Here is a 24,112-nt window from a genome sequence, read left to right on the forward strand (position 1 = left end):
CTGTGCCGTATGTATCCAGTTCCCCGGTACGGCTCTACTGCTTTCCGCACGCCGGGGCGACCTCGCTGGTCTACCGGGGCTGGCAGCCCCTCGGCGAACCGCACCTGCTGGTCCGGGGCGTGGACGCGCCGGGCCGCGGTACCCGCCGCCAGGAGCGCCGGGCCGTCGGCTTCCGCGCACTGGTGCGGGCCATGGCCGAGCCGGTGGTGGCCGATCTGCTGGCGGAGGGGGAGCGGGGACCGGGTCCGCGCTGGGTGACCTTCGGGCACAGCTTCGGCTCGACGACGAGCCTGGCCGTGGCCGCGGAGGTGGCCCGCCAGGTCGGTGTGGCACCGGAACGGGCCGTGCTGTCCGGGGCGGTCCCGCCCGGCCTCCAGCGGCCCGGCCCGCTGCTCGACGACGTCCCCGACGAGCAACTGCTCGCCAGGACCGCCGACGACGGGGGGACACCGTCGGCCGTGCTCGCCGACCCGACGATGAGCCGCATCCTGCTGCGGATGCTCAGGGAGGACGACGCCGTCAGGGGCGAGTTCGCCCAGCAGGCGTCCGGGCTGCGGGTGGACTTCCCGCTCACCCTCATCGCCGCGCGGGAGGACGCGTACGCACCGCCGGAGAAGGTCTGGCAGTGGTCCGCGCACAGCTCGGCCCCGACCCGCCGGGTCGAGATCGACGGCGGCCACTTCGCGGCAGTGCGGTGTCCCAAGGAAACCCTGACCACCATCCTCGACGACACCGAACCCGGAGAGGGGTATCCGCATGGCGCGCGGCAGGTATGAGGCCGAGCACGAGCAGTTCCGGGACACCTGCCGGGAGTTCCTGCGGCGCGAGGTCATGCCGCACCACGCCCGGTGGGAGCGGGAGGGCATCGTCGACCGCGAGGTGTGGCGCGGGGCGGGACGGGCGGGGCTCCTCGGCATCGGTGTGGACCCCGCGTACGGCGGGGGCGGCGAGCCGGACTACCGGTACCCGGTGGTGTTCTCGCAGGAGATCATGTGGGCGCGGGCGACGGCACCGGGCTTCGTGGCGCACAACGACGTGATCGCCACCTACCTCACCGGGCGGACCACCGAGGAACAGCGCAAGCGGTGGCTCCCCGGGCTCTGTTCGGGCGAGCTCGTCGCGGCGATCGCGATGAGCGAGCCCGACGCCGGTTCCGACGTCACCGAGATCCGCACGACCGCGGTCCGCGACGGCGACTCCTACGTCATCAACGGGCAGAAGACGTTCATCACCAACGGCGAGAACTCCGACGTCATCGTGGTCGCCGCCAAGACCGCCCCCGAGCGCGGCGCGCAGGGCATCAGCCTGCTGGTGGTGGAGCGCGGCGCGCCCGGTCTCACCCGCGGGCGGCGGATGGAGAAGCTGGGCTGGCACGCCAGCGACACCTGCGAGCTGTTCTTCGACGACTGCCGGGTGCCGGCCGAGAACCTGATCGGCAAGGAGAACGCCGGTCTCGCCTACATGATGGCCGGGCTGCCCCGGGAACGGCTGAGCATCGCGACCGTGGCCGTGGGCGCGGCCGAGCGGATGCTGGCGGACACCCTGGAGTACGCCAGGACGCGCGAGGCGTTCGGCAGGCCCATCGGCAACTTCCAGCACAGTCGTTTCCAACTCGCAACGATGGACACCGAGTTGACGATCGCGCAGGTGTTTCTCGACCACTGCGTCGCCGAACTCAACGCCGGGCGGCTCTCGGTGACCGACGCGGCCAAGGCGAAGTGGTGGACGACGGAGCTCCAGGTCGACATCGCCAACCGCTGCCTCCAGCTCCACGGCGGCTACGGCTATCTGAAGGAGAGCGCGATCTCCCGGGAGTGGGCCAACAGCCGGGTGCAGACGATCTACGGCGGGACGACGGAGGTGATGAAGGAGCTGATCGGCAGGTCCCTCGGTCTCTGAGAGCCCGCCGGGCGGCCTCTTGCCGGGCCGAAGGCCACCCGGCAGGCTCTGCGCGGGCCGTGCGCCGCCCCGCCCCGCCCGCCGGGGTGGGGCGCGGCACCAAATCGGCTTCCGTCATTGCGGTTTCGGGAACCGGCCGGTCTAATGCCGACGTGGATCAGCCCTCGACCATCGCCCAGGCCCTGTCCGCGGTCGCCTCCCGGCTCAAGCGGGTGCGCACCGCCCGCGGTGTGACCCTCGCCGCGCTGTCGGAGGCCACCGGTATCTCCAAGAGCACGCTGTCACGCCTCGAAGCGGGCCAGCGCCGCCCCAGCCTCGAACTGTTGTTGCCCATAGCCCAGGCCCATCAGGTGCCCCTTGACGAACTGGTCGGAGCCCCGGACGTGGGCGACCCGCGCGTCCGGCTCAAGCCGCACGCGGTGAACGGCAACACCGTGCTGCCGCTGACCCGCCAGCCGGGTCCGCTGCAGAGCTACAAGATCATCCTTCCGGCGAGCCGCGCCGCCCCCGAGCTGTGCACCCACGACGGGCACGAGTGGCTGTACGTGCTCTCCGGGCGGCTGCGTCTCGTCCTGGCCGACCACGACCTGGTCCTCGAACCCGGCGAGGTCGCCGAGTTCGAGACCCGGCTGCCGCACTGGTTCGGCAGCACGGGGGAGGGCCCGGTCGAGGTCCTGAGTCTCTTCGGCCGCCAGGGCGAGCGGATGCACGTCCGGGCCAGGCCGAAGCGCTGAGCACCCGCCCCGGTGGACGCGCCGGAGGCGGGTGTTCGGCGGAGGGGCGCCGTTGCCGTCGCCCGACGGACTCTCAGGGCGCGGGAACGGGCGACCGCTCGGCGGCGGCGCGGTGCGCGGCGAGGTCGCGCTCGATCTCCTCGTCGACGAGGTCGTGGTTGAGCGCGAAGGCGGCCGCCGCCCCCATGCCCGCCGCGGAGACGGCCTGGGCGCGCGGGTCCACCACGTTGCCGACGGCCCACAGCCCCGGGCGGCTGGTGCGACCGGCCCGGTCGGTGACCAGCCAGCCCTGCTCGTCGACCTCGCAGCCGAGGCCGTCGAAGGCCCCGTCGTTCGGGGTCATCCTCGGGAAGAGGAACACCCCGTCGCACTCCAGCGTCCGCCCGTCGGCGAGTTCCACCGCCCGCAGCCGTCCGTCCTCGGAGAGCAGGGTGGACACCGGCCCCTCGGCCACGTCGACCCCGCGCGCGTCCATGCGCTCCCGCTCCTCGTCGGTGAGCGGCAGGCTGTGCGGGACGTACACGATGTGGGGCGACCACTGGCGCAGCAGCAGTGCCTGCCCGGGGGAGGCGGGGTGCACACCGAGCACGACGATCGGCCGGTCGCGGACTTCGTAGCCGTGGCAGTACGGGCAGAAGTGCACGTCCGCCCCCCACATCGCGCGCACGCCGGGGATCTCGGGCAGTTCGTCGCGCAGGCCCGAGGCGAGTACGACGTGCCGGGCGCCCAGCGTCGCGCCGCCCTCCAGGCGCACCACGTACCCCCCGCCCTCCCCGGCCTCCACCTGGTCCACCCTGCCGTCGATCCGGACTGCCCCGTAGCGGGCTATCTCCGCGTGGCCGACCTCCAGCAGGGTGAGCGGGGAGAAGCCGTCACGGGAGAGGAAACTGTGCATGTGGGCCGAGGGGGCGTTGCGGGGCTCCCCGGCGTCGACGACGGCGACGGTGCGACGGGCCCGGGCGAGCACGAGCGCGGCGTTCAGCCCACCCGCCCCACCGCCGATCACGATGACGTCGTACGAGGTTCGGTCGTTGGTGAGATTGTTGGCGCCGGTCATGGCGATCACCTCCGCCGCAAGCGTGCGGTCCGTCGCCCTCCCGGACAACCTTTGTTGCCGTTTCCGGGACGAGGAATCCGTGCACGGCCGCCGCGGGGAGGCGCCCGTCACGGTGTGCGGCGGAGACGGCGACGGGTGTGTTGTGTTTCCCCGGTGTCCGGCGTGAGGATGGGCCCGTCCGGCCGGGAACGCACTTCTGGGATGTTCACGAGGGTGGAGGGGGCTCGATGCGGCGCACCGAGGCGGCCAGACGGTTGGGCGGATTCGTTCGTGAGCACCGCACCGACGGCGGCAGGCGTCTGCGGCAGGCGGGTGTCCTGCTGGTCGTCGGCGCCGTGGGTCTCGCCTTCGGGGTGCCGGTGGCGGTCGCCTCGATCGGCACCACCGAGGGCGCTCCGCAACTGGCGGGACTGCTGCTCGGGGTGGGCCTGGTGGGCTGCGGCCTGGGGATCTGGCGGCTGGTGCAGGCGTTCCGCACCCGTGAGCAGTGTTTCGACGTCCACGAGCGGGGGCTGACCCACCGGGTGGCGGGCGCCGCCGAACTGATCCCCTGGGAGGACATCGCCGAGGTGGGGGGCGGCGGGGGCGACGGCCGTCCCCTGGCCGAGGCCCGCGGTAGGGGCCTCACCTTCCGCATCGGGCTGCGCGACGGGCGTGTGATCCGTGTCGACACCTTCACCGAGGACGCCCGGCAGTTGGCGCAGGTCGTGCACCGGGCGGTACATCTGGGGGAACCGCCCCGGGGGCGGGGGCGGGGGTAGGCGCCCCGGCCGGGTAGCGCACGGTCAGGATCGCCTCGACGTCCCCGGACGGGGCGCCGTACAGATGCGGTACGTCGGCGGCCCAGCCGCCGTGTCCGCCCGGTCCCACCGAGAGCGGGGAGGCGGTCCGTCCGACGCGCGCGGTGCCCGCCAGGACGATGAGGTGTTCCTCGGTGCCCGGGGCGTGGGCGGCGGAGGTCTGCGTCCTTCCGGCGCGGATCCGCACCCGGAACACCTCGGTGACGGCGTCCGCGTTCTCGTGCCGGTCGATGAGGACCGCGTCCACGGCGCTGCCCGAGACGCATGCCCCGCCGGAGACGGCGGCCAGGGGCATGACCGCGCTGAGCGGGGCACCCAGCACGGTGGTCAGGGCGTACAGGGTCTCCAGCGTGGGATTGCGCCGTCCGTTCTCCAGCTCGGAGAGCGTCCCCTTGCCGACCCGGGACCGCCGCGCCAGTTCGGAGAGCGACAGCCCCCGTCCGGTCCGGAGTTCCTTCAGGCGGCGGCCCACCTGGTCGGCCGGTTCCACGCCGCTCCTCCACTCCGCCCCGCGGTCCGTTGACCGAACCGTTCGCGGGACCTATTGTTCCACGAACAGAACGTTCTGTTTATGGAACGCCTCGGGGTCCGTCGCGCGGCCGGAGCGACCGCGATCCCGCCGTCCCGCCCGACCGGCGAGCCGAGGTGGTCGTCATGAGCGTGTCGCGTCTGCGGTACATCCCGGGCATCGGAGTCGACGAGATCGGTGACGCCGCGGACGCGGCCCACGATCCCGACCTGCTGCGCATGGAGAACCTCGACACCGATGTCCGGCCGCCGAGAACGGCCCTCGACGTCACGCACGCGGCGATCGACGACGACGCCGCGAACAGCTATCTGCCGTTCCGGGGACACTCCGGGCTGCGCGAGGCGGCGGCCGCGCACGTCGGCCGGATGACCGGCCGCGCCTACGACCCGGCCACCGAGTGCGTGAGCGTCGCGGGCGGGCTCAACGGAGTGCTCAACGTCCTGCTGGCCACCGTCGAACCCGGCCGTGAGGTCGTCCTGTGCGACCCGGTCTACGCGGGGCTGATCAACCGGATCCGGCTGGCCGGGGGCGTGCCCCGGCACGTCCCCTGCACCCCCGGCCCGACCGGATGGTCCGTCGACCCCGACGAACTGGCCGCGGCCGTCGGGCCGAACACCGCCGCGGTGCTGGTGATGGCCCCGGCCATGCCCACCGGCGCCCTGCTCGACCACCGTCACTGGGAGGCCCTCGCCACCGCGGTCGCCCCGTACGACTGCTGGATCGTCCACGACGCGGCGATGGAACGGATCAGGTTCGACGGGCGGCGCCCCGAGCCCCCGGCCGCCCACCCCGGCCTGGCCGACCGCACCATCACCGTGGGATCGGCGTCCAAGGAACTGCGCCTCATCGGCTGGCGCGTGGGCTGGGTCGTCGGCCCGGCACGCATCATGGCGGACGTCGGCCTGGTCGGCATGACCAACGTCGTCTGCCAGGTCGGCATCGCGCAGCAGGCCGTGGCCGCCGCCCTGAACGCCCCGGACGCGGACGAGGACGTCGCCGCCGCCACGGAGATCTGGCGGCGGCGCTGCGAGCTCGTCCTCGGACAACTCGCCGACTATCCCTGCGTCCGCCCGGACGGCGGCTGGTCCCTCCTCGTCGACACCACGGCCCTGGGCCTGACCCCCCGGGAGGCGTCCGACCGGCTCTTCCGGCGGGGAAGGGTGGCGGCGACCCCGATGACCGGCTGGGGGCCGCGCGGCGCGGACCATCTGCGACTCGTCTTCGCCGACGAACCCGAGGAACGTCTCACCGATCTGCGCGACCGCTTCCGCGCCGCCCTCGGGTGAGGGGCCCCTCGTCGCACCGCACGACGGCGGTGACACGCCGGGGCCCGGGGCGGTGACGGGCCGAAGTCCGTGGCGGTGAGGTGCCGAAGCCCGATGTCTGCTGCGCCGGGCCCGCTCATGAGGCACGATCTTGTGCAGTTGCCTCCTGGGAAGGGTTCTCCATGTCCGATCGAGCCGATGCACACCGCGGGTCCTTGTTGGCGGTGAGCGACCTGCACGTCGGGATCGCGGACAACCGCCCCATCGTCGAGTCGCTGCGACCGGAGACGGACGAGGACTGGCTCATCGTCGCCGGCGACGTCGCCGAGCAGGCGGAGGACGTGGAATGGGCGCTGCGCCTGCTCGCGGACCGGTTCTCCCGGGTGATCTGGACGCCCGGGAACCACGAACTGTGGACCGTCAACGGCGACGCCGTCCAACTGCGGGGCCGGGAACGGTACGAGTACCTGGTCGAGCTGTGCCGGACCATCGGGGTGACCACCCCGCAGGACCCGTACCCGCTGTGGTCCGGCCCCGGGGGGCCGGTGGCCGTGGCACCCGTGTTCACGCTCTACGACTACAGCTTCCGGGCGCCGGGCACCACGACCAAGGAGGAGTCCCTGGCGTACGCCCACCGGACGGGGGTGGTGTGCACCGACGAGTACCTGCTCCGGCCCGACCCCTACCCCGGCCGCGACGCCTGGTGCAGGGCCCGGGTGGCGGAGACCGAACAGCGCCTCGCCGCACACGATCCGCAGATCCCGCTGGTCCTCGCCGGCCACTGGTCCCTGGTCCGGCAGCCGATGGACGTCCTGACGTATCCCGAGTTCGCCCAGTGGTGCGGCACGGAACTCACCGCCGACTGGCACCGCCGCTTCAACGTGGCGGCCGTGGTCTACGGCCACCTCCACATCCCCCGTACGACCTGGTACGACGGGGTGCGCTTCGAGGAGGTCTCCATCGGCTACCCGCGGGAGTGGCGCAAGCGGGGCCACCCGAAGGGGCTGCTGCGGCGCATCCTCCCGTACGACGGCGCCGCCCCCGGGGCGGCGCCGGTCACCGGTGGCCCAGCACGTTGATCACACGGCCGTCGGGGTCGCGGACGAAGAAACGGCGCACCCCCCACTCCTCGTCGTGCAGGGGGTACACGATCTCCGCGCCGCTCCCCACCATGGCGGCGTGGGCCGCGTCCACGTCGTCCACCTCCATGCTCAGGTCCGGGGCGACCGGCGCCGTCGCGTCCGCCCCCATGACGCTGATCTGGGCCGACGGGTGGGCGGGGGAGGCGAGCGTCATGATCCAGCCGTGGTTCATGACCTCCCGGAGTCCCAGCAGGCCGTAGAATTCCGCGTTCCGTTCCATCGCGGCCTCCGGACCGTCGGTCGTCGTACGGAGGTTGGGGACGATTCTGCGGACGGACATCCGCCACTCCTGTCTCGGGTCGTGTTCCGGGTGCCCCGGCCGGACCCGCCGGGAGCGGGTCCGGCCGGGGGTGGGCGGGCGCCCACCGGACGCCCCAGTCTCGTCCCGCGGCGCCCCGCACGCCACCCGGCGCCGGGTGGCATCGCCGGTACGGGGCGGGGCACTTCCCCCCGTCCGCCCCGACGGCAGGCGAGGTTCCCGATGACACGGCGACAGCATCACAGCCCGAGCGGGCGGGACTTCGGCGGGGCCGCCGAGGCGTACGACACCGGACGCGCCGGATACGCGCGGGAGACGGCCGCCGGGGTGCTCGCCCACGCGCGGCTCGGGGCCACCCGGCCGCGGTGAACGCCGCGGTGAACGGTGACCGTCACCGGGTCACCGACGTGTTTCTCGCCCGGGTCCGCTGAACGGACCGGATCGCACGTATCGGTGCGCGGACGTCAGCCGGTGGCACCGGCCCGGCTGGGTACCGTGTCGAGAGCGCCGAACAGCCGCTCGCCGCGGTCCTCGGCCATGTCGAGCGTGGCCAGCACGGACGGCGTCGAGATGCTCGGCAGTACGAAATGCAGAAGGACCGAGATGCGATGCCCCAAGTCCTTGCGCTTGCAGAGCGCCTGGGACATGACCTGGATGCCGGAGAAGGATCCCGCGAGCATCTCCGCGGTCTCGCGGGGGTTGACGTGAGGCAGCAGTTCGCCCTGCTCCTTCGCCGCGTTCAGCAGGTGTTCGAGCCTGTCTATCCAGGCACGGAACGGGGTGCCGCGGTCCAGCCCCTCCACCGCCTGGTCCATGGCCAGTCCGACGCTGGCGCGCACCAGCGGTTCGTGACGGAGCCGGTAGGCGAGCAGCATGCCCTGATCGACCAGTTCCTGAAGCTTCGTCAGTTGGGGCGGGAGCGGGTCGCCGTCCAACTGGACGTCCATCACGCCGAGCGCGAGGTCTTCCTTCGACGTGAAATGGAAGTAGAGCGCACCCTTGGTGACACCGGCGCGGGCGAGGATCTCGCTGATGGTGGCACTGCTGTAGCCACGTTCATCGAACACGGCGGCGGCTGCCACCAGGATCGACCGTCGGGTCTGGATCGCGCGCGCCTGCTGTGCCATCAGCTACAAGTCTCTCTCAGCCGTGGCGTGGTCAGCACCCGATATGGCTGGATAGGAAAACCGGACTGTCAGTATCTTACTGCGGAGGCCGACTGCCCTCCCGGTATGGATCCCCTGGGAGGAAGATTCATGGTTCAACTCATCTCGAACAGCGCCTCGGCACGGCCCGAGGACGTCGGGGCCTTCGAATCCGTCGCCGTACGCGGAGTTGACGGGACGACGCCGAGGGGCAGACAGGTGGACGCGGACCTGCTGGGGCGCATGGTCCACCGGCACGACGCACAGGACGTCTTTCCCGTCGGCTGGACCCGGCAGACCGACACCCAGTTCTCGGTGTCGGCCCGTTGGCCGCGGGCGCACCGGTTCTTCGCGCCCGTGGCGGGCCGCCACCAGGACCCGTTGCTGATCGCGGAGACCATGCGACAGACCACGATGCTGCTGGGGCACGCGGCGTTCGGCGTCCCGCACGGGGACCAGTTCGTGATGTGGGAGCTGGCGTACGTCTCCGAGCCCGGCCAGCTGCTGCTCGGCGACGAGCCCTGGGACATCACGGTGGACGTGACCTGCTCCCGGATCAAGCGCCTGCGCGGGAGCATCGGTTCCATGCACGTCGAACTGCTCCTGCACCGGTTCGGCACCGTTCTCGCCCGCGGCGGCGGACGCATCAGCTGTACCTCGGCCAAGGCGTACGGCAAGCTGCGCGGCGGCCGTCGGCAGGTCGTGGGTGCGCCGATACCCTTGCTGCCCGCGGTCCCGCCGTCCGAGGTGGGACGGGCCGACGAACGCGATGTCGTCCTGGCGCCCGGCACGAGGCGAAACGTTTGGCAACTGCGGCTCGACACCGGGCACCCCACCCTGTTCGCCCGGCCCAACGACCACGTGCCGGGCATCGTGCTGCTGGAGGCGGCCCGTCAGGCGGCGGTCGCCGTCGCCCCCGGCCGCGCCTTCCTCCCGGCGTCGGCCCGGACCGACTTCCTGCGCTACGTGGAACTCGACCGCCCCTGCTGGATCGAGGCGCGACAACTCCCCTCCGAGGACCCGGACATGATCAGGGTCTGCGTCACGGCGACCCAGGACGACCGGCGGGCCTTCTCCTGCACCCTCGAATCCCCGGTCGGCGCCTGCGCCCCCCGGCACCACGCGGCGCCGGTCCCGGAGGAGGCCGCGCGGCAGCCGAGCCGGCGGCGGGACGGACAGTCGTGACCCCGCGCGTCCTGGTCACCGGCGCGTCCGGATTCATCGGCGGTCACGTGGTGGCCGCGGCCCGCGCCGCGGGCGGTACCCGGCTGCGGCTGATGACCCACCGGACCGCCCTCGCCCCCTCCGCCGCAGCGGACGACGAACCCGGAACCGGGACGGTCTACGGGGATCTCGCGGACCCGGCGACGCTGCGCGGCTGCTGCGAGGGCATCGACGCGGTGATCCACTGCGCCTCCGCGATCGGCGGGGACGAACCGACTGCCCGGTCCGTTAATGATCAAGGAACTCGGGCCCTGGTCGAGGAGGCCGTCCGCTGCGGCGTCCCCCGGATCGTCCAGCTGAGCACCGCGTCCGTCTACGGACGCGGCCCCTTCACCCGGCTCCGGCCCGGCGGCGCCGCCCTCGCCCCGGCCTCCGCGACCAGCGCCTGCCGTGCCGCCGCCGAGGAACACGTCCTCGCGGCCGGAGGCGTCGTCGTGCGCCCGCACATCGTGTACGGGACGGGGGACCGCTGGGCCGTGCCCGGCCTGGTCGGGCTGCTGCGGATGCTCGCGGCCGACGTGACCGGCTGCGCGGCGCGGCACTCGATGATCGAGGCGGGGGCGCTGGGACGGGCGCTGCTGGACGCCGCCCTGTCCCCGGCGGCACCGGCCGGGGTCTACCACGTCAACCATCCCGAGCCGGTGGCCTGTTCGCAGCTCCTGTCCATCGTCGTCGACGAGTTGCGACTGCCCCGGCAGGACACGGGGATCGACGTGACGACGGCCCGGGAACGGCTCGCCGGCGTGCCCCGCGCGCTGCACCACCTCGACATGCTCACCGCGGACCACTGGTTCGTCGACGAACGGGTCGGCCGGGACTTCGGCTGGGACCCCGGCGAGGGTTTCGCGTCCGCGTTCGCCCGGCACGCCCCCTGGTACCGGCAGTACCTGGACTCCGCGCGACGCGCCGCGGTCCCGGGCCGCTGACGGACCGGGGCCCCGGAGCCGCCGTCAGCCCGTGATCCGGGTTCCGGTTCCGCCGACCCGTACCCGGGTGTCACCCGACCGCAGTTCGACGGTGAGCGTGCCGGGGCGGCCCATGTCCTCGCCCTGGTGCAGGGTGAGGACCGCGGTGTCGGGGACGAGGCCGAGCGTGCGGGCGTACGCGCCGAACGCGGCCGCCGCCGCACCCGTGGCGGGATCCTCGACCACGCCGCCCACCGGGAACGGGTCCCGGACGTGGAAGACGCGCGAGGAGGCCCGCCACACCAAGTGCACGGTGGTCAGGTCGAGTCGCCGCATCAGGGCTTCGAGGCGCGCGAAGTCGTAGTCGAGGTCGGCGAGGCGCTCCCGGCTCCCGGCGGCCAGCACCAGGTGGCGGGCGCCCGCGAAGGCGATCCGCGGCGGCAGCTCCGGGTCCAGGTCGGCGGCCGGCCAGCCCAGCGCGCCGAGTGCCTCCGCCAGGTCGTCCGCGGTGATGTCCACGACCCGCGGCTCGACGCTGGTGAGCGTGGCGCGGAGTCCGGCGCCCTGCCGGGTGACGGTGACCGGGACCGTGCCCGCGGCGGTGAGGAAGAGCAGGTCGCCGGGGCCGTCGCGTTCGGCGAGCGCGACGGCCGTGGCCACGGTGGCGTGTCCGCAGAACGGCACCTCGGCCCTCGGGCTGAAGTAGCGGACGGTGTACGCCGGGGGGCCGGTCCGTCCCGCCTCGCCCGGACGGCCACCGTCGCCCGGCCCGGTCCGTCCGGTGACGAACGCCGTCTCGCTGTAGCCCAGCTCCGCCGCCACGGCGAGCATCGCCGCGTCGTCGAGACCGGACGCGTCGAGGACGACCCCCGCCGGGTTGCCGCCCGCCGGGTCGGCGGAGAACGCGGTGTAACGAAGCACCTCGGTGCCCGGATTCTGGCTCATGTCGCAGGTCAACCGGGCCGGACCCCGGTCCATTCCCGTTCGGTGCGCCGACCGGGCGAGGTGCCGGCGGGGCCCCGCACTCCATTGCCCCCGGCTCGTAACGGTCAGCCGCGGCCCACGTACGGCATGGCCGTCGCCAGGACCGTCACGAACTGCACGTTCGCCTCCAGGGGCAGCTCCGCCATGTGGAGCACCGTCCGCGCCACGTCCTCGGCCGCCATCACCGGCTCCACCGCCACGTCGCCGTCGGCCTGGAGCACGCCGGTGCGCATGGCACGCGTCATGTCCGTGGCCGCGTTGCCGATGTCGATCTGCCCGCACGCGATCCGGTGGGGGCGGCCGTCCAGCGACAGCGACTTCGTCAGGCCCGTCATGGCGTGCTTGGTCGTGGTGTAGGCCACCGAGTGCGGACGCGGGGCGTGGGCGGAGACCGAACCGTTGTTGATGATCCGGCCGCCCCGCGGGTCCTGGGCCTTCATCAGCCGGTAGGCCGCCTGCGCGCACAGGAACGCGCCGGTCACGTTCACGTCCACCACCGCGCGCCAGTCCGCGACGGCGAGGTCCTCGACCGGGACGGAACGCGGGCCGAACGTGCCCGCGTTGTTGAAGAGCAGGTCCAGGCGGCCGAAGCACTCCCGCACCGACGCGAACAGCGCCTCCACGTCCTCGGCGCTCGACACGTCGGCCGGGACGGTGATCACCCGGGCCCTCTCCCCGGCCAGCGCGGCGGTCTCGGCGAGCGGACCCGGACGCCGTCCCGCGAGCGCCACCGACCAGCCCGCGCCGGTCAGGGCGAGTGCCACCGCGCGGCCGATGCCGGAACCGGCGCCCGTCACCACCGCCGTCCTCGAAGAGGGCTGTCCCACGTCGTCGCTCATGGAGCCGCAGCGTACGCCCTTGTGTTCGACCGGCCCCGGTGCGCGCGACGGACACGCCCGAATGAGGTCAAAGCGTGGTCAATTCCTGTTGTGGGGCGGCGATTTCGAGGCATGGGCGGGACCGCGAGCGGCGATCATGCTGGTCGACGCCCACGCGTGTTTTGCCCCGTGAATCCGTTCCCGCCGCATTACTCATCCGCGCGACGCCCTGGCGACGCGTACACGACAGCCGTGCGACGGGCCGGCCCGGTGCACTTGCCGGGCACACCACCAGCCAGGGGAGGGACAGATGACGCACTCATCTCACCAGCGGGACATGCGGGACGCCGTCCGGAACGTCGGACGACGCCGCTTCCTCACCGTCACCGGTGCCGCCGCCGCGCTCGCCTTCTCGGTCAACCTGCCCGCCGCGGGGACCGCGAGCGCCGCCGAGCTGGACGCGCGGAAGATCAAGGAGAATCCGTTCACCCTGGGGGTCGCCTCCGGCGACCCGCTGCCCGGCTCGGCCCTGCTGTGGACGAGACTCGCCCCCCGCCCGTACGAGGCAGGCAGCGGACTGCCCCGGGCCCGGGTCCAGGTCGGCTGGGAAGTCGCCCGCGACGAACGTTTCTCCCGGGTCGTCCGGCGCGGCACGGCCACCGCCCACCCGGAGTTCGACCACAGCGTCCACGTCGAGGTCAAGGGCCTGGAGGCCGACCGCGTCCTCTACTACCGTTTCCGCGCCGGGGGCTGGACCAGCCCCGTCGGCCGGACCCGCACCGCACCCGCCCGCGGCGCCCGCAACAACGGCCTGACCCTCGCCGCGGTCTCCTGCCAGGCGTACCACGACGGCTACTTCACCGCGTACAAGCACCTCGCGGACGAGGACGTCCACGCCGTCTTCCACCTCGGCGACTACCTCTACGAGTACGCCGTCAACGCGACCGGCGGCGCCCGCAACGACACGAGCCGCGAACTGCCCGCCCACTTCAACCACGAGACGATCACGCTGGAGGACTACCGGCTGCGGTACGGCCTCTACAAGTCCGACCCCGATCTGATCGCCGCCCACGCCGCGCACCCCTTCGTCGTCACCTGGGACGACCACGAGACCGAGAACAACTACGCGGGCGGCATCCCCGAGAACGACGTGCCGCCGGAGGAGTTCCTGCTGCGCCGCGCCGCCGCCTACCGGGCCTACTGGGAGAACCAGCCGCTGCGCACCCCGCAGCGCCCGACCGGTCCGGACATGAGGCTCTACCGGCGCCTGCACTTCGGCACGCTCGCCCAGTTCGACATCCTCGACACCCGTCAGTACCGCAGCGACCAGGCGTACGGCGACGGCTGGCAGAAGCCCGGACCGGAGTCCGAGGACCCCTCGCGCACCATGACCGGAGCCGCCCAGGAGCGCTGGCTGCTGGACGGCTGGCGGGCCTCGCGGTCCCTGTGGAACGTGGTGCCGCAGCAGGTCGTGCTGGCCCAGCGGCGGGACGTCCCCACCGACGCCTTCAAGCTGTCGATGGACGCGTGGGACGGCTACCCCGCCTCCCGGGAACGGATCCTGAGGGGTGCCGAGGCCGCCGGGGTCGACAACCTGATGGTGCTGACCGGCGACGTGCACGTGCACTACGGCTTCGACCTGAAGAAGGACTTCGACGACCCGGCGTCCCGCACCCTGGGCACCGAGATCGTCACCTCGTCCATCACCAGCGGCAAGGACGGCTCGGACCGGCCCGGCAGCTGGAACAACCTGATGCGGGCCAACCCGCACCTGAAGTTCTTCAACGGCCGACGCGGCTACGCGCTCGTCACCCTGGGCCGCGAGCGGGCGCGCGCCGACTACCGCACGGTGTCGGCCGTCACGACGCCCGGCGCGCCCGTCACGACCGCCGGATCGTTCGTCACCGAGGTGGGCGACCAGGGCCTCACGCCCGCGTAGCCCCGCGACCGGAAAGGGTCACCGGACCGCGTCCTCGACGTACCGTCGTGGGCCCCGCGCGGTCCGGGGCCCGTCAGCCGAGTCCGTCGGCCGGATAGCGGACGCCGATGCGGTCGCGCACCGCGTCGAGCGTCCGCATCACCGCGAGGGAACCGTCCAGCGGCACCAGCGGCGACTCCGTCTCGCCCGCCCGCAGGGCCCGCGCCACCTCGGCCTGCTCGAACTGCATCCCGCGCAGCCCCTGACCCGCCCCGTCCGCCGCGCCCGCGGTGAACTCCTCCGGTTCGCGCCCCTCCCGGTGCAACACGAACCGCTCCGGGTAGAAGAAACCGCGGGGGAAGTCGATCCGCCCCCTCGTGCCCGTGACCGCGGCGGTCAACGGAGTGTCCGCGACGATGGAGCAGTTCAGCAGCGCCGAGGCCCCCGCCTCCGACCAGCCCAGCAGCATCGCCGTGTTCAGGTCGACGCCCTCGGGGGAGAGCAGCGCGTCGGCCTGCACCCGGTCCGGCTCGCCCAGCAGCAGATGGGCGAACGACACCGGGTACACCCCGAGGTCCAGCAGCGCGCCCCCGCCCAGCGCCGGGTCACGCAGCCGGTGTCCGGGACCGAAGGGGCCCGCGAGGCCGAAATCCGCCTGCACGGTGCGGATCTCACCGATGGCGCCGTCCCGCACCAACTCCGTCATGCGCCGGATGACCGGGTTGCAGTACGTCCACATGCCCTCCATCAGGAACAGGCCGCGCTCCCGGGCGAGCTTCACCAGCTCCCCGGCCTCCCGCGCGTTGAGCGTGAACGCCTTCTCGCACAGCACGTGCTTGCCGGCCTCCAGACAGAGCGCCGCGGCCTCCCGGTGCGCCGAGTGCGGTGTCGCGACGTACACCACGTCGACCTCCTCGTCGGCGGCGAGCGAGGCCCAGTCGCCGTACGCCCGGGGTATCCCGAACCGCTCGGCGAACGCCTCGGCCGAAGCGCGCGTGCGCGACGCCACGGCCACCACCTCCGCGTCCGGCAGCGCCCCCAGGTCCTCGGTGAACGTCGCGGCGATCCCGCCGGTCGCCAGCACGCCCCAACGCAGAACCCTGTCCATGCCTGTCATGCCTGCTCCCGAAGGTCTCGACCAGTGCGGCTGAGCTGAGAGCATAGAGGCGGATTCAACTACATGGAGATGAGAATGCCGGAGAGCGGCCCGAGTCGGGCCCAGAAGGAAATAACGGACATATCAACCATCGGGGTCGAAGGCGGGGACGCCGCGACACCCGGTACACGCCCGGGGACGCCGGACACGACCGGGGCGGCACGGCGCACCGGCCTCTTCGTCACCCTGGTACTCGGCGGTCTCACCGCACTGCCACCGCTCTCCATGGACATGTACCTCCCGGCGCTGCCCGCGGTCACCGAGTCCCTGCACGCACCCGCCGCGACCGTCCAGCTCACCCTCACCGCCTGCCTCACCGGCATGGCGCTCGGACAGGTCGTCGTCGGACCGATGAGCGACCGCTGGGGGAGGCGCAGACCACTGCTCATCGGCATGGTCGTCTACGTCCTCGCCACCCTGATCTGCGTCTTCGCCCCCACCGCGGAACTCCTCATCGGCTTCCGCCTCCTCCAGGGACTCGCCGGCGCGGCGGGCATCGTCATCGCCCGCGCCGTGGTGCGCGACCTGTACGACGGCGTCGCCATGGCCAAGTTCTTCTCCACCCTGATGCTGATCTCCGGCGTCGCCCCGGTCGTCGCGCCCCTGATCGGCGGGCAGGTGCTGCGCTTCACCGACTGGCGGGGCATCTTCGCCGTCCTCGCCGTCGTCGGCGTGCTGCTCACCCTCGTCGTGTGGAAGGGACTGCACGAGACCCTGCCGCCCGAGGACCGGCACACCGGCGGCGTCGGTGACGCGCTGCGCACCATGCGCGGGCTGCTCGCCGACCGGGTCTTCACCGGTTACATGATCGCGGGCAGCCTTGCCTTCGCCGCGCTCTTCTCCTACATCAGCGCCTCGCCGTTCGTCGTGCAGGAGATCTACGGGGCCTCGCCGCAGACCTTCAGCCTGCTCTTCGGCGTCAACTCGGTCGGCCTGGTCGCGGTCGGCCAGATCAACGGCAAGCTGCTGGTCGGCCGGGTCAGCCTGGACAAGGTGCTCTGCTTCGGCCTCGCGGTCATCGTGCTCGCCGCGGCAGCGCTGCTGGTCATGACGTCCGGGATCGTCGGGGACGTCGGCCTGGTCCCGGTCGCGGCCGGACTCTTCGTGCTGATGTCGGCGATGGGACTCGCGATGCCGAACACCAACGCCCAGGCCCTGATGCGTACCAAGCACGCCGCCGGGTCCGCCTCCGCGCTGCTCGGCACCTCGTCGTTCCTGGTCGGTGCCATCGCCTCGCCGCTCGTCGGGATCGCGGGCGAGAAGACGGCGGTCCCGATGGCGGTCGTGCAACTGATCTGCGGACTCGGCGCGATGGCCTGCTTCCTGGGGATGTGCCGGCCCTGGCGGCGGGTCTCCTGACCGGCCCGTCCGGCACCCCGACGCGAAGGCGCCCCGCCCGGGACGGGCGGGGCGCCTTCGCGTCCTCAGCGCGCGGCCGGGTAACCGATCAGGTGCGGGCGGTCCTTCTCGTCGGTCCAGCGGAACAGGCCGACACCGTCCGACGTCACCGCGCCGGGAAGCCGCACGTTCGAGGGCAGGGCCCCCGTCGAGCCGCTCCTGACCGCGACCGCGACGGGCGTGCCGCCCCCGGCCAGTACGTCGCCCGCGTTGCGCGCGTTCGCCGCGCCGTACGCGATGCCCTCGTCGTTCACCGACACCAGGGTCAGCGGCTTCGCGCCCTCCGTGCCCTCGAAGCAGAAGCCCCGCTTCGTCACCAGGTCGAAGGCGAGCGGCCCGGCCACCAGGAAACCTCCCGAGGGCGCGGAGACGAGCTGCGGGTACTGGCCGGGCTTGATCGCGGGCTTGCTGCACTCCACCGAGGCCAGCGCCTTGCCCGTCTCCAGATCGTGCACCGCCCACAGGTCGTGGGTGGCGGCGCGCTTCGCCTTCTTGTCCAGCTGCCACTTGGCGAGCACCAGGCCCGGGATCACCGACGTCGGAATCCCGCTCACGCGGTCGGTCCCCTTGGGGGCGACATCGCGGCTGAACCAGCCGTCCTGCACCCAGAACTCCTTGGCGCCGCTGAGCAGCAGGCCCTTCTGCGCCAGCCCGCGCACCTCAGTGAGCTGCTTGCAGTCGGCACAGCCCTTCGGATACTTCAGCTGGGCGGCGGTGACCTGCGACACCCGCCCGGTCACCGGGTCGACCACCGCGCTGTTCGTCCGGCCGTCGTTGATGAGGACGGCGGGGCCGCTGGCGGAGACCGCCGGCACGGAGGTCCACGGCACCTCGACGCGCCGCCGGGAGCCGTCCTCCACGCCGTAGATGTCCATCGAGACGATCGTGTCGGCGGGGGTCAGCGCGTTCTCGCCGACCTTTCCGTACGACCAGGTCACGAAGTACTCCTGGTCCCCCGCGGTGACCGTCAGCAGCCTCGGGAAGTTCTGCGGGGACGGGGGCCGCCAGTTCTCCCCGTGCCAGCCCGCCTCCCCGGTCTCCGAATCGATGGTCCGCAACTGGTACTTGGTGTCCGAGACCCGCACGATGTAGGCGAGCCGCCCCGTCGACCGGGAGATCGCGTAGTCGGGCGAGGTGCTGACCAGTTCCCAGCCGTGCTTCGTCTCGAACGCGTTGGGCACGGTCAGCTGCGTCACCGGCGTCGCGCTCGTCCGCACCTGCTTCGCCGACTTCTTGGAGCCCTTGTCACCGCTCCCGCACGTGGCGAGCAGAAGGAGCATGGCAAGCACGAGCACTCCGCCGACCAGAACCAGGCGCACGATCTTCTGTCTCATGGTGTCCCTCGATGGGCAATCCCGACCTCGCGGCCGTCAGCGTAGCAACACGCGTAGCGCTTGCGGCAGTTCATCAGCACTGCGGTTCCCGGCCGTTTCCGGGCCGTAGGCCGGTTCGTCACCTCCGCCTACAATTCGCCGGTGAACGCCACCCTCCCCACCGCGGAAGTCCTGCGCACGGCACTGGCCGCACTGCTCGACGGGCTGCCTCCCAAGCAGGCCGCCCAGGCCGTCGACCGGCTCATCGCCCACTACCGGGGGACCATTCCCACCCACGCCCCCGTCCTCCGCGACCGTTCCGACGTCACCGCCTACGCCGCGTACCGGATGCCCGCGACCTTCGAGGCGGTACGCGCCGCCCTCACCGCGCTCCGGGCGGCGGCCCCGGACTGGGCGCCCGCCACGCACACCGACATCGGCGGCGGCACCGGAGCGGCGAGCTGGGCCGTGGCGGGGGCCTGGAAGGGGACGCGGACGACCGTCCTGGACTGGGCCGAGCCCGCACTCGCCCTCGGCCGGGAACTGGCCGCGGCCTCCGGCAGCCCCGCCCTGCGCGCCGCCGAATGGCGCCGGGCCCGGATCGGCGAGGACCTCGAACCCGCCCCCACGGACCTGATCACCGTCTCCTACGTGCTGAACGAACTGACCGAGCCGGTCCGCGACCGCCTGATCGACTCCGCCGCGGACGCGGCGCGGGCGGTCGTGGTCGTCGAACCGGGCACACCCGACGGCTACGCCCGGATCATCGAGGCGCGCGACCGGCTGATCGCCGCCGGGCTGACGATCGCCGCACCCTGCCCGCACGACGGAACCTGCCCGATCGAGCCGGGCACCGACTGGTGCCACTTCTCGGCCCGGGTCAGCCGCTCCTCGCTGCACCGGCAGATCAAGGGCGGTTCGCTGCCGTACGAGGACGAGAAGTTCAGCTACGTCGTCGGCACCCGGTTCCCGGTGCGGCCCGCACGGGAGCGGATCACCCGCAAGCCGCAGATCCGCAAGGGGCAGGTCCTGCTGGACCTGTGCACCCGGGACGAGGGGCTGCGGCGCTCCACGGTCACCAAACGGCACGGCGAGCTCTACCGGGCCGCCCGGGACGCCGCGTGGGGCGACACCTGGCCGCCGGACGGGAGCGACCGAGAGCCTGCCGGGTGACCTCCGGCCGGAAGGCGGACGGGGCGTGGCGCGTGCGTTTCCAGGGTGCCGGAAGCGTGCGTGCCGGGACGTCGCCGCCCGGCCGGAGGGCGTCCGGCAGGCTCTGAGGACTGTTCCGCGGCCGGGCGTCCCCGAACGGTGCGGAAGGCCGCCCCGGGTGACCCGGGTGCGGCCCGTCCGGCCGTTCGCGGTCCCGCCGGGACCACGGGATCAGCCGCGCAGCTCCTGTGTGCAGCACTTCACGCTGCCACCGCCCTTCAGCAACTCGCCGAGGTCCATCGGAACCGGCTCGAAACCGCGCGCCCGCAGGGGCCCGAACAGTCCCGTGGCGGCCTGCGGCAGCAGCACGTGGAGCCCGTCGCTCACCGCGTTCAGGCCGAGCGCCGCCGCGTCCGCCTCCCCGGCGATCAGCGCGTCCGGGAACAGCCGCGCCAGCACCGCCCGGCTGCCCGGCGAGAAGGCCCCCGGGTAGTACATGATCTCGTCGCCCGCCTCGTCGAGCACGGACAGGGCCGTGTCCAGGTGGTAGTAGCGCGGGTCCACCAGATCGAGCCCGAGCACCGGGCGGCCGAGGAACTCCTGCGCCTCGCCGTGCGACAGCGGACTCGACCGGAAGCCCCGCCCGGCGAGCAGATACGACGCGGTGACCGCGAAGTCGCCCTCGCCCTCGTTGACATGGGCCGGTTCGTGGATCGCGGTGAATCCGTGGGCCCGGAACCACGAGCGATGGGCGGCGGCCTCCTCGAAACGCTCCCGGTACGCGAACCGCGCGCCCAGCACCCGGCCGTCGACGACGGTGGCGCCGTTGGCGGCGAACACCATGTCGGGCAGGTCGGGCCGGGGCGCGAGCAGCTCCACGGTGTGCCCGAGGGCCCGGTAGCGGTCGCGCAGGTCCTCCCACTGCGTCCGCGCCAGCGGGAGGTCCACGGGCTTCGCGGGGTCCATCCAGGGATTGATGGAGTACGTCACCCGGAAGTGGTCCGGAGGACACATCAGGTAACGACGGGGCGTGGCCCGACGGCGGGGGGCGGGGCGCGGAACGCCGTGACGAGGGGGGGTGGCCGGGTGGTTCGTGGGCAATGAAGGCTCCTCACGAAACGCAGGGGTCGCCTGCCGGGGACGTCGCACGGGTGCGTGCGTGAGCCCATGGTCCGCCTTCCGGGGGCGGCGCGCAGTGATCCGATCGGGTGGTTCCGCACGAGGGGACGCCGAGGTGGGACGACACGTAGCGAGTCGTATCCGTGACCACGCCCTGAGCGGCCTCCCGGACGCCTCGGAGCTACCCGTCATTTCCTGACAAGAAGTGTCATAGGGCCCCGCTCGGCGCGGTGTTTTCCGTACCCCGCTTCCGGACTCCGGCCACCTGAGGCGCAGGATGGTGGGACCATGGGTACAGGCAATACCGAGGTGAGGGGATAGATGGGCGCCGATTTCGGCCGTAATCGCGGCTCAGCGAGCAAATTTTCCCAATGGCTCCGCCGCCGACCCAAACCGCAGCAGAGCGAGGTCGACGACAGTGTGAGGGAGGCGCTGCTCCTGGCCGTAGCGGAAGCCGGAATGCCGATCGCGCCCGCCGCCCACCCGGTCGGCTACCGATGTTCGTGCGAACGCATCGGCTGCCCCACCCCCGCCCGGCATCCGATCTCCTTCGCCTGGCAGACCCAGTCCACCACCGACCGTGCCCAGATCGAGCGCTGGGCCCGCAACCAGCCGCAGGCCAACTTCATCACCGCGACCGGCATGATCCACGACGTCCTCGACGTGCCGCTGCCCGCGGGGGAGCAGGCCCTGGAGCGGCTTCTCTCCGCAGGCGTCGACGTCGGCCCCGTCGCCCGCTCCGGCGACGACCGGATGCTCTTCTTCACCGCCACCCGGGGCACCCCCGAGGACGAGGACGAGTGGTGGCCGTGCGAGCTGGACTGCCACCCCGAGACCATGGACGAGCACCCGGGGCTGCGCTGGCACTGCCGGGGCAGCTACGCGCTCCTGCCGCCGGCCAGGCTCCCCGGTGAGCTGGACGTGCGATGGGTGCGGGGGCCGGAGCACCCGCTGCCCGATCCGCTGACGCTGCTGGAGACGCTCACCGACGCCTGCGCCCAGTACGCGGACACCGCGGACCAGAGCGATCTGGACCACGGCTCGGTGGCGTGGCCGCTGAGCCGCTGAGCCGCCGGTCCCGGGGGCGGCCACGGCCTCGGCCACGACGTCCCGGTCAGGGCAGGTGGAACGGGACGGTGGTGATGACGATCTTGGACAGGGGGCGCAGGGCCCGGCGCAGGCGTGCCGCGGTCCGGTTGTGCAGGAGCTGGTGCCTGCGGTGCCGCGTGACGATCTCGGGCAGGAGCACGGTGAGGGTGAGGTCCGGGTACAGCCGGTGGAGCGTCTCCACGTAGCGGACCAGCGGGGCCACGACCGCCCGGTAGGGCGAGAGGATGGTCTCCAGCGGCAGATGGTCGCCCCACAGGGCCCAGTAGTCGCGGAAGCGCCGGGCCTCCTCCTCGGAGAGGCTGATGTGGACGACGAGGACCGGCTGCCGGAGCGAGGCGGCGTACGCCAGGGTGCGCATGCCCGCCAGGTCCAGTCCGGCGAGCGCGACGACGGACAGGTGGTGCACCTCCTCCGGCAGTTCCTCGCCCTCCTCGTCGGACCGCCCGGTGCCCGGCCGGCGGGGGCGTGATGCGGCCGGGGCGGGCGGAATCGGTGCCGGGGACGGGCCCAGGACGGCGGACGCGGGAAGTTCGATGGCGTGGGGATGCAGCCGCAGGGCCGCGCGGGCCGACGCGTAGTGTGCGTGGATTCGGGTGGTCACGACGAGGAACAGCACGACGGCGACGACGGCCACCCAGGCGCCCGCGGTGAACTTGCTGATGCCCGCGGTGACGAGGACGACGCCGGACAGCAGCGCGCCGACGGCGTTGAACAGCAGACTCTTGCGCCAGTGGCGGTCCCGCAGCCGCCACCAGTGGACGACCATTCCGGCCTGGGACAGGGTGAAGGCGAGAAAGACCCCGACCGCGTACAGCGGGATCAGCGCGGCGGTCTGCCCGCCGAAGGCGACGAGGACGAGCGCCGAGGCCAGGGAGAGAAGAAGGATGCCGTTGCTGTAGGCGAGCCGGTCCCCCAGCCGCATGAAGACGCGTGGGGCGTAGTCGTCCCGGGCCAGCAGGGAGAGCACTCTCGGGAAGTCGTTGTACGCCGTGTTCGCGGCGAGCAGCAGCACCGCGGCCGTGGCCGCCTGGATGAAGACGTACATGCCTCCCGGGCCGAAGCTCTGGCGCGCGAGCTGGGAGAGAACGGTCTCCTGGGGGCGGGGCACCACCCCGGTCAGGTGGATGAGGACGACGATCCCGGCGAACATGACGATCAGCAGGCCCACCATCCAGCTCAGCGTGGTGCGCGCGTTGCGCCATTCGACGGGGCGGAACGCCGGGACGGCGTTGGAGATCGCCTCGATTCCGGTCATCGCGGTGGCGCCGGACGAGAACGCCCGCATGATCAGCAGGAGGCCGACGGCCTCGGTGGCGTGCGTCGGCGGAGCGGGGTGCGGCCGGAAGCCCTGCCCCGCGGCGTCGACAAGACCCGCGGCGACGAGGGCGAACATGGCGACGACGAAGAGATAGGTCGGGGCGGCGAACAGGGCGCCGGCCTGCCGGATCCCGCGCAGGTTGCCGACGAGCAGCAGCACGATCACGCCGACCCCGAGGGGAACGGCGGCCGGGACGACCGAGGGGAGTGCCGAGGTGATGGCGGCCACCCCCGAGGCGATCGAGACCGCCACGGTGAGGACGTAGTCGGTCATCAGTCCGGCCGCGGCCATCAGCCCCGGCACCGGTCCCAGGTTGGCGCTCGCCACGATGTAGGAACCGCCGCCGTGCGGATAGGCGCGGATCGTCTGGCGGTACGAGACGCCGACCGCCAGCATCAGGAGCACGATCGCCCCGGCGACGGGAAACGCGCGGGAGAGCCCGGCGACGCCCGCCAGTACCAGGACCGCGAGCATCGCCTCGGGGCCGTAGGCGACCGACGAGAGCGCGTCGGCGGACAGCACCGGCAGCGCCACCAGCTTGCGCATCCGCTCGGTCACCACGGCGGAACTCTTCAGGGCCGTCCCCAGCAGAACCTTCCGGAAACGGGCCCGCGGGGCGGCCGGTGCCAGGTGCTCCCCGGGGCGCCGGCCGAGCGGGGCGAGCGGGATCAGCCGTCCGAACCGGGCGGGGCGGATCTCGGCCGGAGCCGGGAACGTCCCCAGATCGGGATCGACGGGCAGGGCGCGACGCCACACGTCCGGAGCCGCCGAAACCCGCCCCCACTCGCGTCCCACCCGGCGGAGCACCCGCAGTTGCCGCTCGTCCAGCCGTGGCAGCTGATCGGCCGGGCCGGGCGAGCCGGCCGG

Annotated in this window: 23 protein-coding genes; 13 read left to right on the forward strand and 10 right to left on the reverse strand. The window is 72.7% G+C overall.

From position 1 onward, the window contains the following. Positions 1-2: 2 nt before the first annotated feature. The 3 genes from ACF1CT_RS09750 to ACF1CT_RS09760 all read left to right on the forward strand — a co-directional run bounded on the left by ACF1CT_RS09750 (position 3) and on the right by ACF1CT_RS09760 (position 2,633). Positions 3-776 (forward strand): thioesterase II family protein, encoded by a 774-nt coding sequence (locus ACF1CT_RS09750; RefSeq protein WP_391783262.1) that lies wholly within the window; start codon positions 3-5, stop codon positions 774-776. After that, complete coding sequence (locus ACF1CT_RS09755; RefSeq protein ID WP_391783263.1) at positions 757-1,899, forward strand: acyl-CoA dehydrogenase family protein; 1,143 nt, start codon at positions 757-759, stop codon at positions 1,897-1,899. The genes ACF1CT_RS09750 and ACF1CT_RS09755 overlap by 20 nt, the downstream gene beginning before the upstream one ends. A gap of 152 nt (positions 1,900-2,051) precedes the next feature. Beyond that, positions 2,052-2,633, forward strand: a complete 582-nt coding sequence (locus ACF1CT_RS09760; protein WP_391783264.1) for a helix-turn-helix domain-containing protein — start codon at positions 2,052-2,054, stop codon at positions 2,631-2,633. Positions 2,634-2,706: 73 nt separating this feature from the next. Here ACF1CT_RS09760 and ACF1CT_RS09765 read toward each other — a convergent pair whose 3' ends face one another. Continuing rightward, a complete protein-coding gene (locus tag ACF1CT_RS09765; protein WP_391783265.1) occupies positions 2,707-3,690 on the reverse strand; it encodes an NAD(P)/FAD-dependent oxidoreductase in 984 nt (327 codons plus the stop codon). Positions 3,691-3,917: 227 nt separating this feature from the next. On the opposite strand from ACF1CT_RS09765, the gene ACF1CT_RS09770 reads away from it, so the two are divergent. After that, complete coding sequence (locus tag ACF1CT_RS09770; protein ID WP_391783266.1) at positions 3,918-4,451, forward strand: hypothetical protein; 534 nt, start codon at positions 3,918-3,920, stop codon at positions 4,449-4,451. Here ACF1CT_RS09770 and ACF1CT_RS09775 read toward each other — a convergent pair. After that, complete coding sequence (locus ACF1CT_RS09775; protein WP_391783267.1) at positions 4,366-4,980, reverse strand: helix-turn-helix domain-containing protein; 615 nt, start codon at positions 4,978-4,980, stop codon at positions 4,366-4,368. The two genes, ACF1CT_RS09770 and ACF1CT_RS09775, sit on opposite strands and share 86 nt — an antisense overlap. 164 nt (positions 4,981-5,144) lie before the next feature. Between ACF1CT_RS09775 and ACF1CT_RS09780 the strand changes: the two genes are divergently transcribed. After that, on the forward strand, positions 5,145-6,305 hold the full coding sequence (locus tag ACF1CT_RS09780) for a pyridoxal phosphate-dependent aminotransferase (RefSeq protein WP_391783268.1): 1,161 nt from the start codon (positions 5,145-5,147) through the stop codon (positions 6,303-6,305). 161 nt (positions 6,306-6,466) lie between these two features. Further along, complete coding sequence (locus tag ACF1CT_RS09785) at positions 6,467-7,363, forward strand: metallophosphoesterase family protein (RefSeq protein ID WP_391783269.1); 897 nt, start codon at positions 6,467-6,469, stop codon at positions 7,361-7,363. Here ACF1CT_RS09785 and ACF1CT_RS09790 read toward each other — a convergent pair. Next, on the reverse strand, positions 7,341-7,706 hold the full coding sequence (locus ACF1CT_RS09790) for a VOC family protein (RefSeq protein WP_391783270.1): 366 nt from the start codon (positions 7,704-7,706) through the stop codon (positions 7,341-7,343). The genes ACF1CT_RS09785 and ACF1CT_RS09790 overlap by 23 nt on opposite strands. A gap of 201 nt (positions 7,707-7,907) precedes the next feature. Between ACF1CT_RS09790 and ACF1CT_RS09795 the strand changes: the two genes are divergently transcribed. Beyond that, positions 7,908-8,054, forward strand: coding sequence for a hypothetical protein (locus ACF1CT_RS09795; protein WP_391783271.1), 147 nt, complete (start codon positions 7,908-7,910; stop codon positions 8,052-8,054). A gap of 95 nt (positions 8,055-8,149) precedes the next feature. On the opposite strand, the gene ACF1CT_RS09800 is transcribed toward ACF1CT_RS09795, so the two are convergent. Continuing rightward, a complete protein-coding gene (locus ACF1CT_RS09800) occupies positions 8,150-8,812 on the reverse strand; it encodes a ScbR family autoregulator-binding transcription factor (protein ID WP_391783272.1) in 663 nt (220 codons plus the stop codon). Positions 8,813-8,941: 129 nt separating this feature from the next. Here ACF1CT_RS09800 and ACF1CT_RS09805 point away from each other — a divergent pair, with 129 nt between their 5' ends. Both ACF1CT_RS09805 and ACF1CT_RS09810 read left to right on the forward strand, forming a co-directional pair. Next, positions 8,942-10,015: a ScbA/BarX family gamma-butyrolactone biosynthesis protein gene (locus tag ACF1CT_RS09805; RefSeq protein ID WP_391783273.1), complete on the forward strand. Its 1,074-nt coding sequence runs from the start codon at positions 8,942-8,944 to the stop codon at positions 10,013-10,015. Next, positions 10,012-10,980, forward strand: a complete 969-nt coding sequence (locus ACF1CT_RS09810) for an NAD-dependent epimerase/dehydratase family protein (RefSeq protein WP_391783274.1) — start codon at positions 10,012-10,014, stop codon at positions 10,978-10,980. Before ACF1CT_RS09805 ends, ACF1CT_RS09810 begins: the two co-directional genes overlap by 4 nt. Before the next feature lie 24 nt (positions 10,981-11,004). On the opposite strand, the gene ACF1CT_RS09815 is transcribed toward ACF1CT_RS09810, so the two are convergent. Together ACF1CT_RS09815 and ACF1CT_RS09820 are read right to left on the reverse strand one after the other, a co-directional pair. Next, positions 11,005-11,904, reverse strand: a complete 900-nt coding sequence (locus tag ACF1CT_RS09815) for a PhzF family phenazine biosynthesis protein (protein ID WP_391783275.1) — start codon at positions 11,902-11,904, stop codon at positions 11,005-11,007. Positions 11,905-12,008: 104 nt separating this feature from the next. Further along, on the reverse strand, positions 12,009-12,782 hold the full coding sequence (locus ACF1CT_RS09820) for an SDR family oxidoreductase (RefSeq protein WP_391783276.1): 774 nt from the start codon (positions 12,780-12,782) through the stop codon (positions 12,009-12,011). Positions 12,783-13,071: 289 nt separating this feature from the next. On the opposite strand from ACF1CT_RS09820, the gene ACF1CT_RS09825 reads away from it, so the two are divergent. Next, complete coding sequence (locus ACF1CT_RS09825) at positions 13,072-14,700, forward strand: alkaline phosphatase D family protein (protein WP_391783277.1); 1,629 nt, start codon at positions 13,072-13,074, stop codon at positions 14,698-14,700. 73 nt (positions 14,701-14,773) lie between these two features. On the opposite strand, the gene ACF1CT_RS09830 is transcribed toward ACF1CT_RS09825, so the two are convergent. Then, on the reverse strand, positions 14,774-15,787 hold the full coding sequence (locus tag ACF1CT_RS09830) for a Gfo/Idh/MocA family protein (RefSeq protein ID WP_391783435.1): 1,014 nt from the start codon (positions 15,785-15,787) through the stop codon (positions 14,774-14,776). A gap of 84 nt (positions 15,788-15,871) precedes the next feature. On the opposite strand from ACF1CT_RS09830, the gene ACF1CT_RS09835 reads away from it, so the two are divergent. Beyond that, positions 15,872-17,194, forward strand: a complete 1,323-nt coding sequence (locus ACF1CT_RS09835) for a multidrug effflux MFS transporter (RefSeq protein WP_391783278.1) — start codon at positions 15,872-15,874, stop codon at positions 17,192-17,194. 65 nt (positions 17,195-17,259) lie between these two features. Here the strand turns inward: ACF1CT_RS09835 and ACF1CT_RS09840 are convergent, their stop codons facing one another. Next, a complete protein-coding gene (locus ACF1CT_RS09840) occupies positions 17,260-18,567 on the reverse strand; it encodes a hypothetical protein (RefSeq protein ID WP_391783279.1) in 1,308 nt (435 codons plus the stop codon). A 141-nt stretch (positions 18,568-18,708) separates the two neighbouring features. On the opposite strand from ACF1CT_RS09840, the gene ACF1CT_RS09845 reads away from it, so the two are divergent. Next, positions 18,709-19,719, forward strand: a complete 1,011-nt coding sequence (locus ACF1CT_RS09845) for a small ribosomal subunit Rsm22 family protein (RefSeq protein WP_391783280.1) — start codon at positions 18,709-18,711, stop codon at positions 19,717-19,719. Between the two features lie 210 nt (positions 19,720-19,929). Here the strand turns inward: ACF1CT_RS09845 and ddaH are convergent, their stop codons facing one another. Further along, positions 19,930-20,799, reverse strand: a complete 870-nt coding sequence (gene ddaH, locus ACF1CT_RS09850) for a dimethylargininase (RefSeq protein ID WP_391783281.1) — start codon at positions 20,797-20,799, stop codon at positions 19,930-19,932. 339 nt (positions 20,800-21,138) lie between these two features. Between ddaH and ACF1CT_RS09855 the strand changes: the two genes are divergently transcribed. Beyond that, a complete protein-coding gene (locus ACF1CT_RS09855) occupies positions 21,139-21,885 on the forward strand; it encodes a bifunctional DNA primase/polymerase (RefSeq protein ID WP_391783282.1) in 747 nt (248 codons plus the stop codon). A gap of 46 nt (positions 21,886-21,931) precedes the next feature. Here ACF1CT_RS09855 and ACF1CT_RS09860 read toward each other — a convergent pair whose 3' ends face one another. Continuing rightward, positions 21,932-23,791, reverse strand: a complete 1,860-nt coding sequence (locus tag ACF1CT_RS09860; protein ID WP_391783436.1) for an APC family permease — start codon at positions 23,789-23,791, stop codon at positions 21,932-21,934. Positions 23,792-24,112: the final 321 nt, after the last annotated feature.

The sequence above is a fragment of the Streptomyces sp. NPDC014734 genome (assembly GCF_043083325.1).
Lineage (GTDB): Bacteria > Actinomycetota > Actinomycetes > Streptomycetales > Streptomycetaceae > Streptomyces.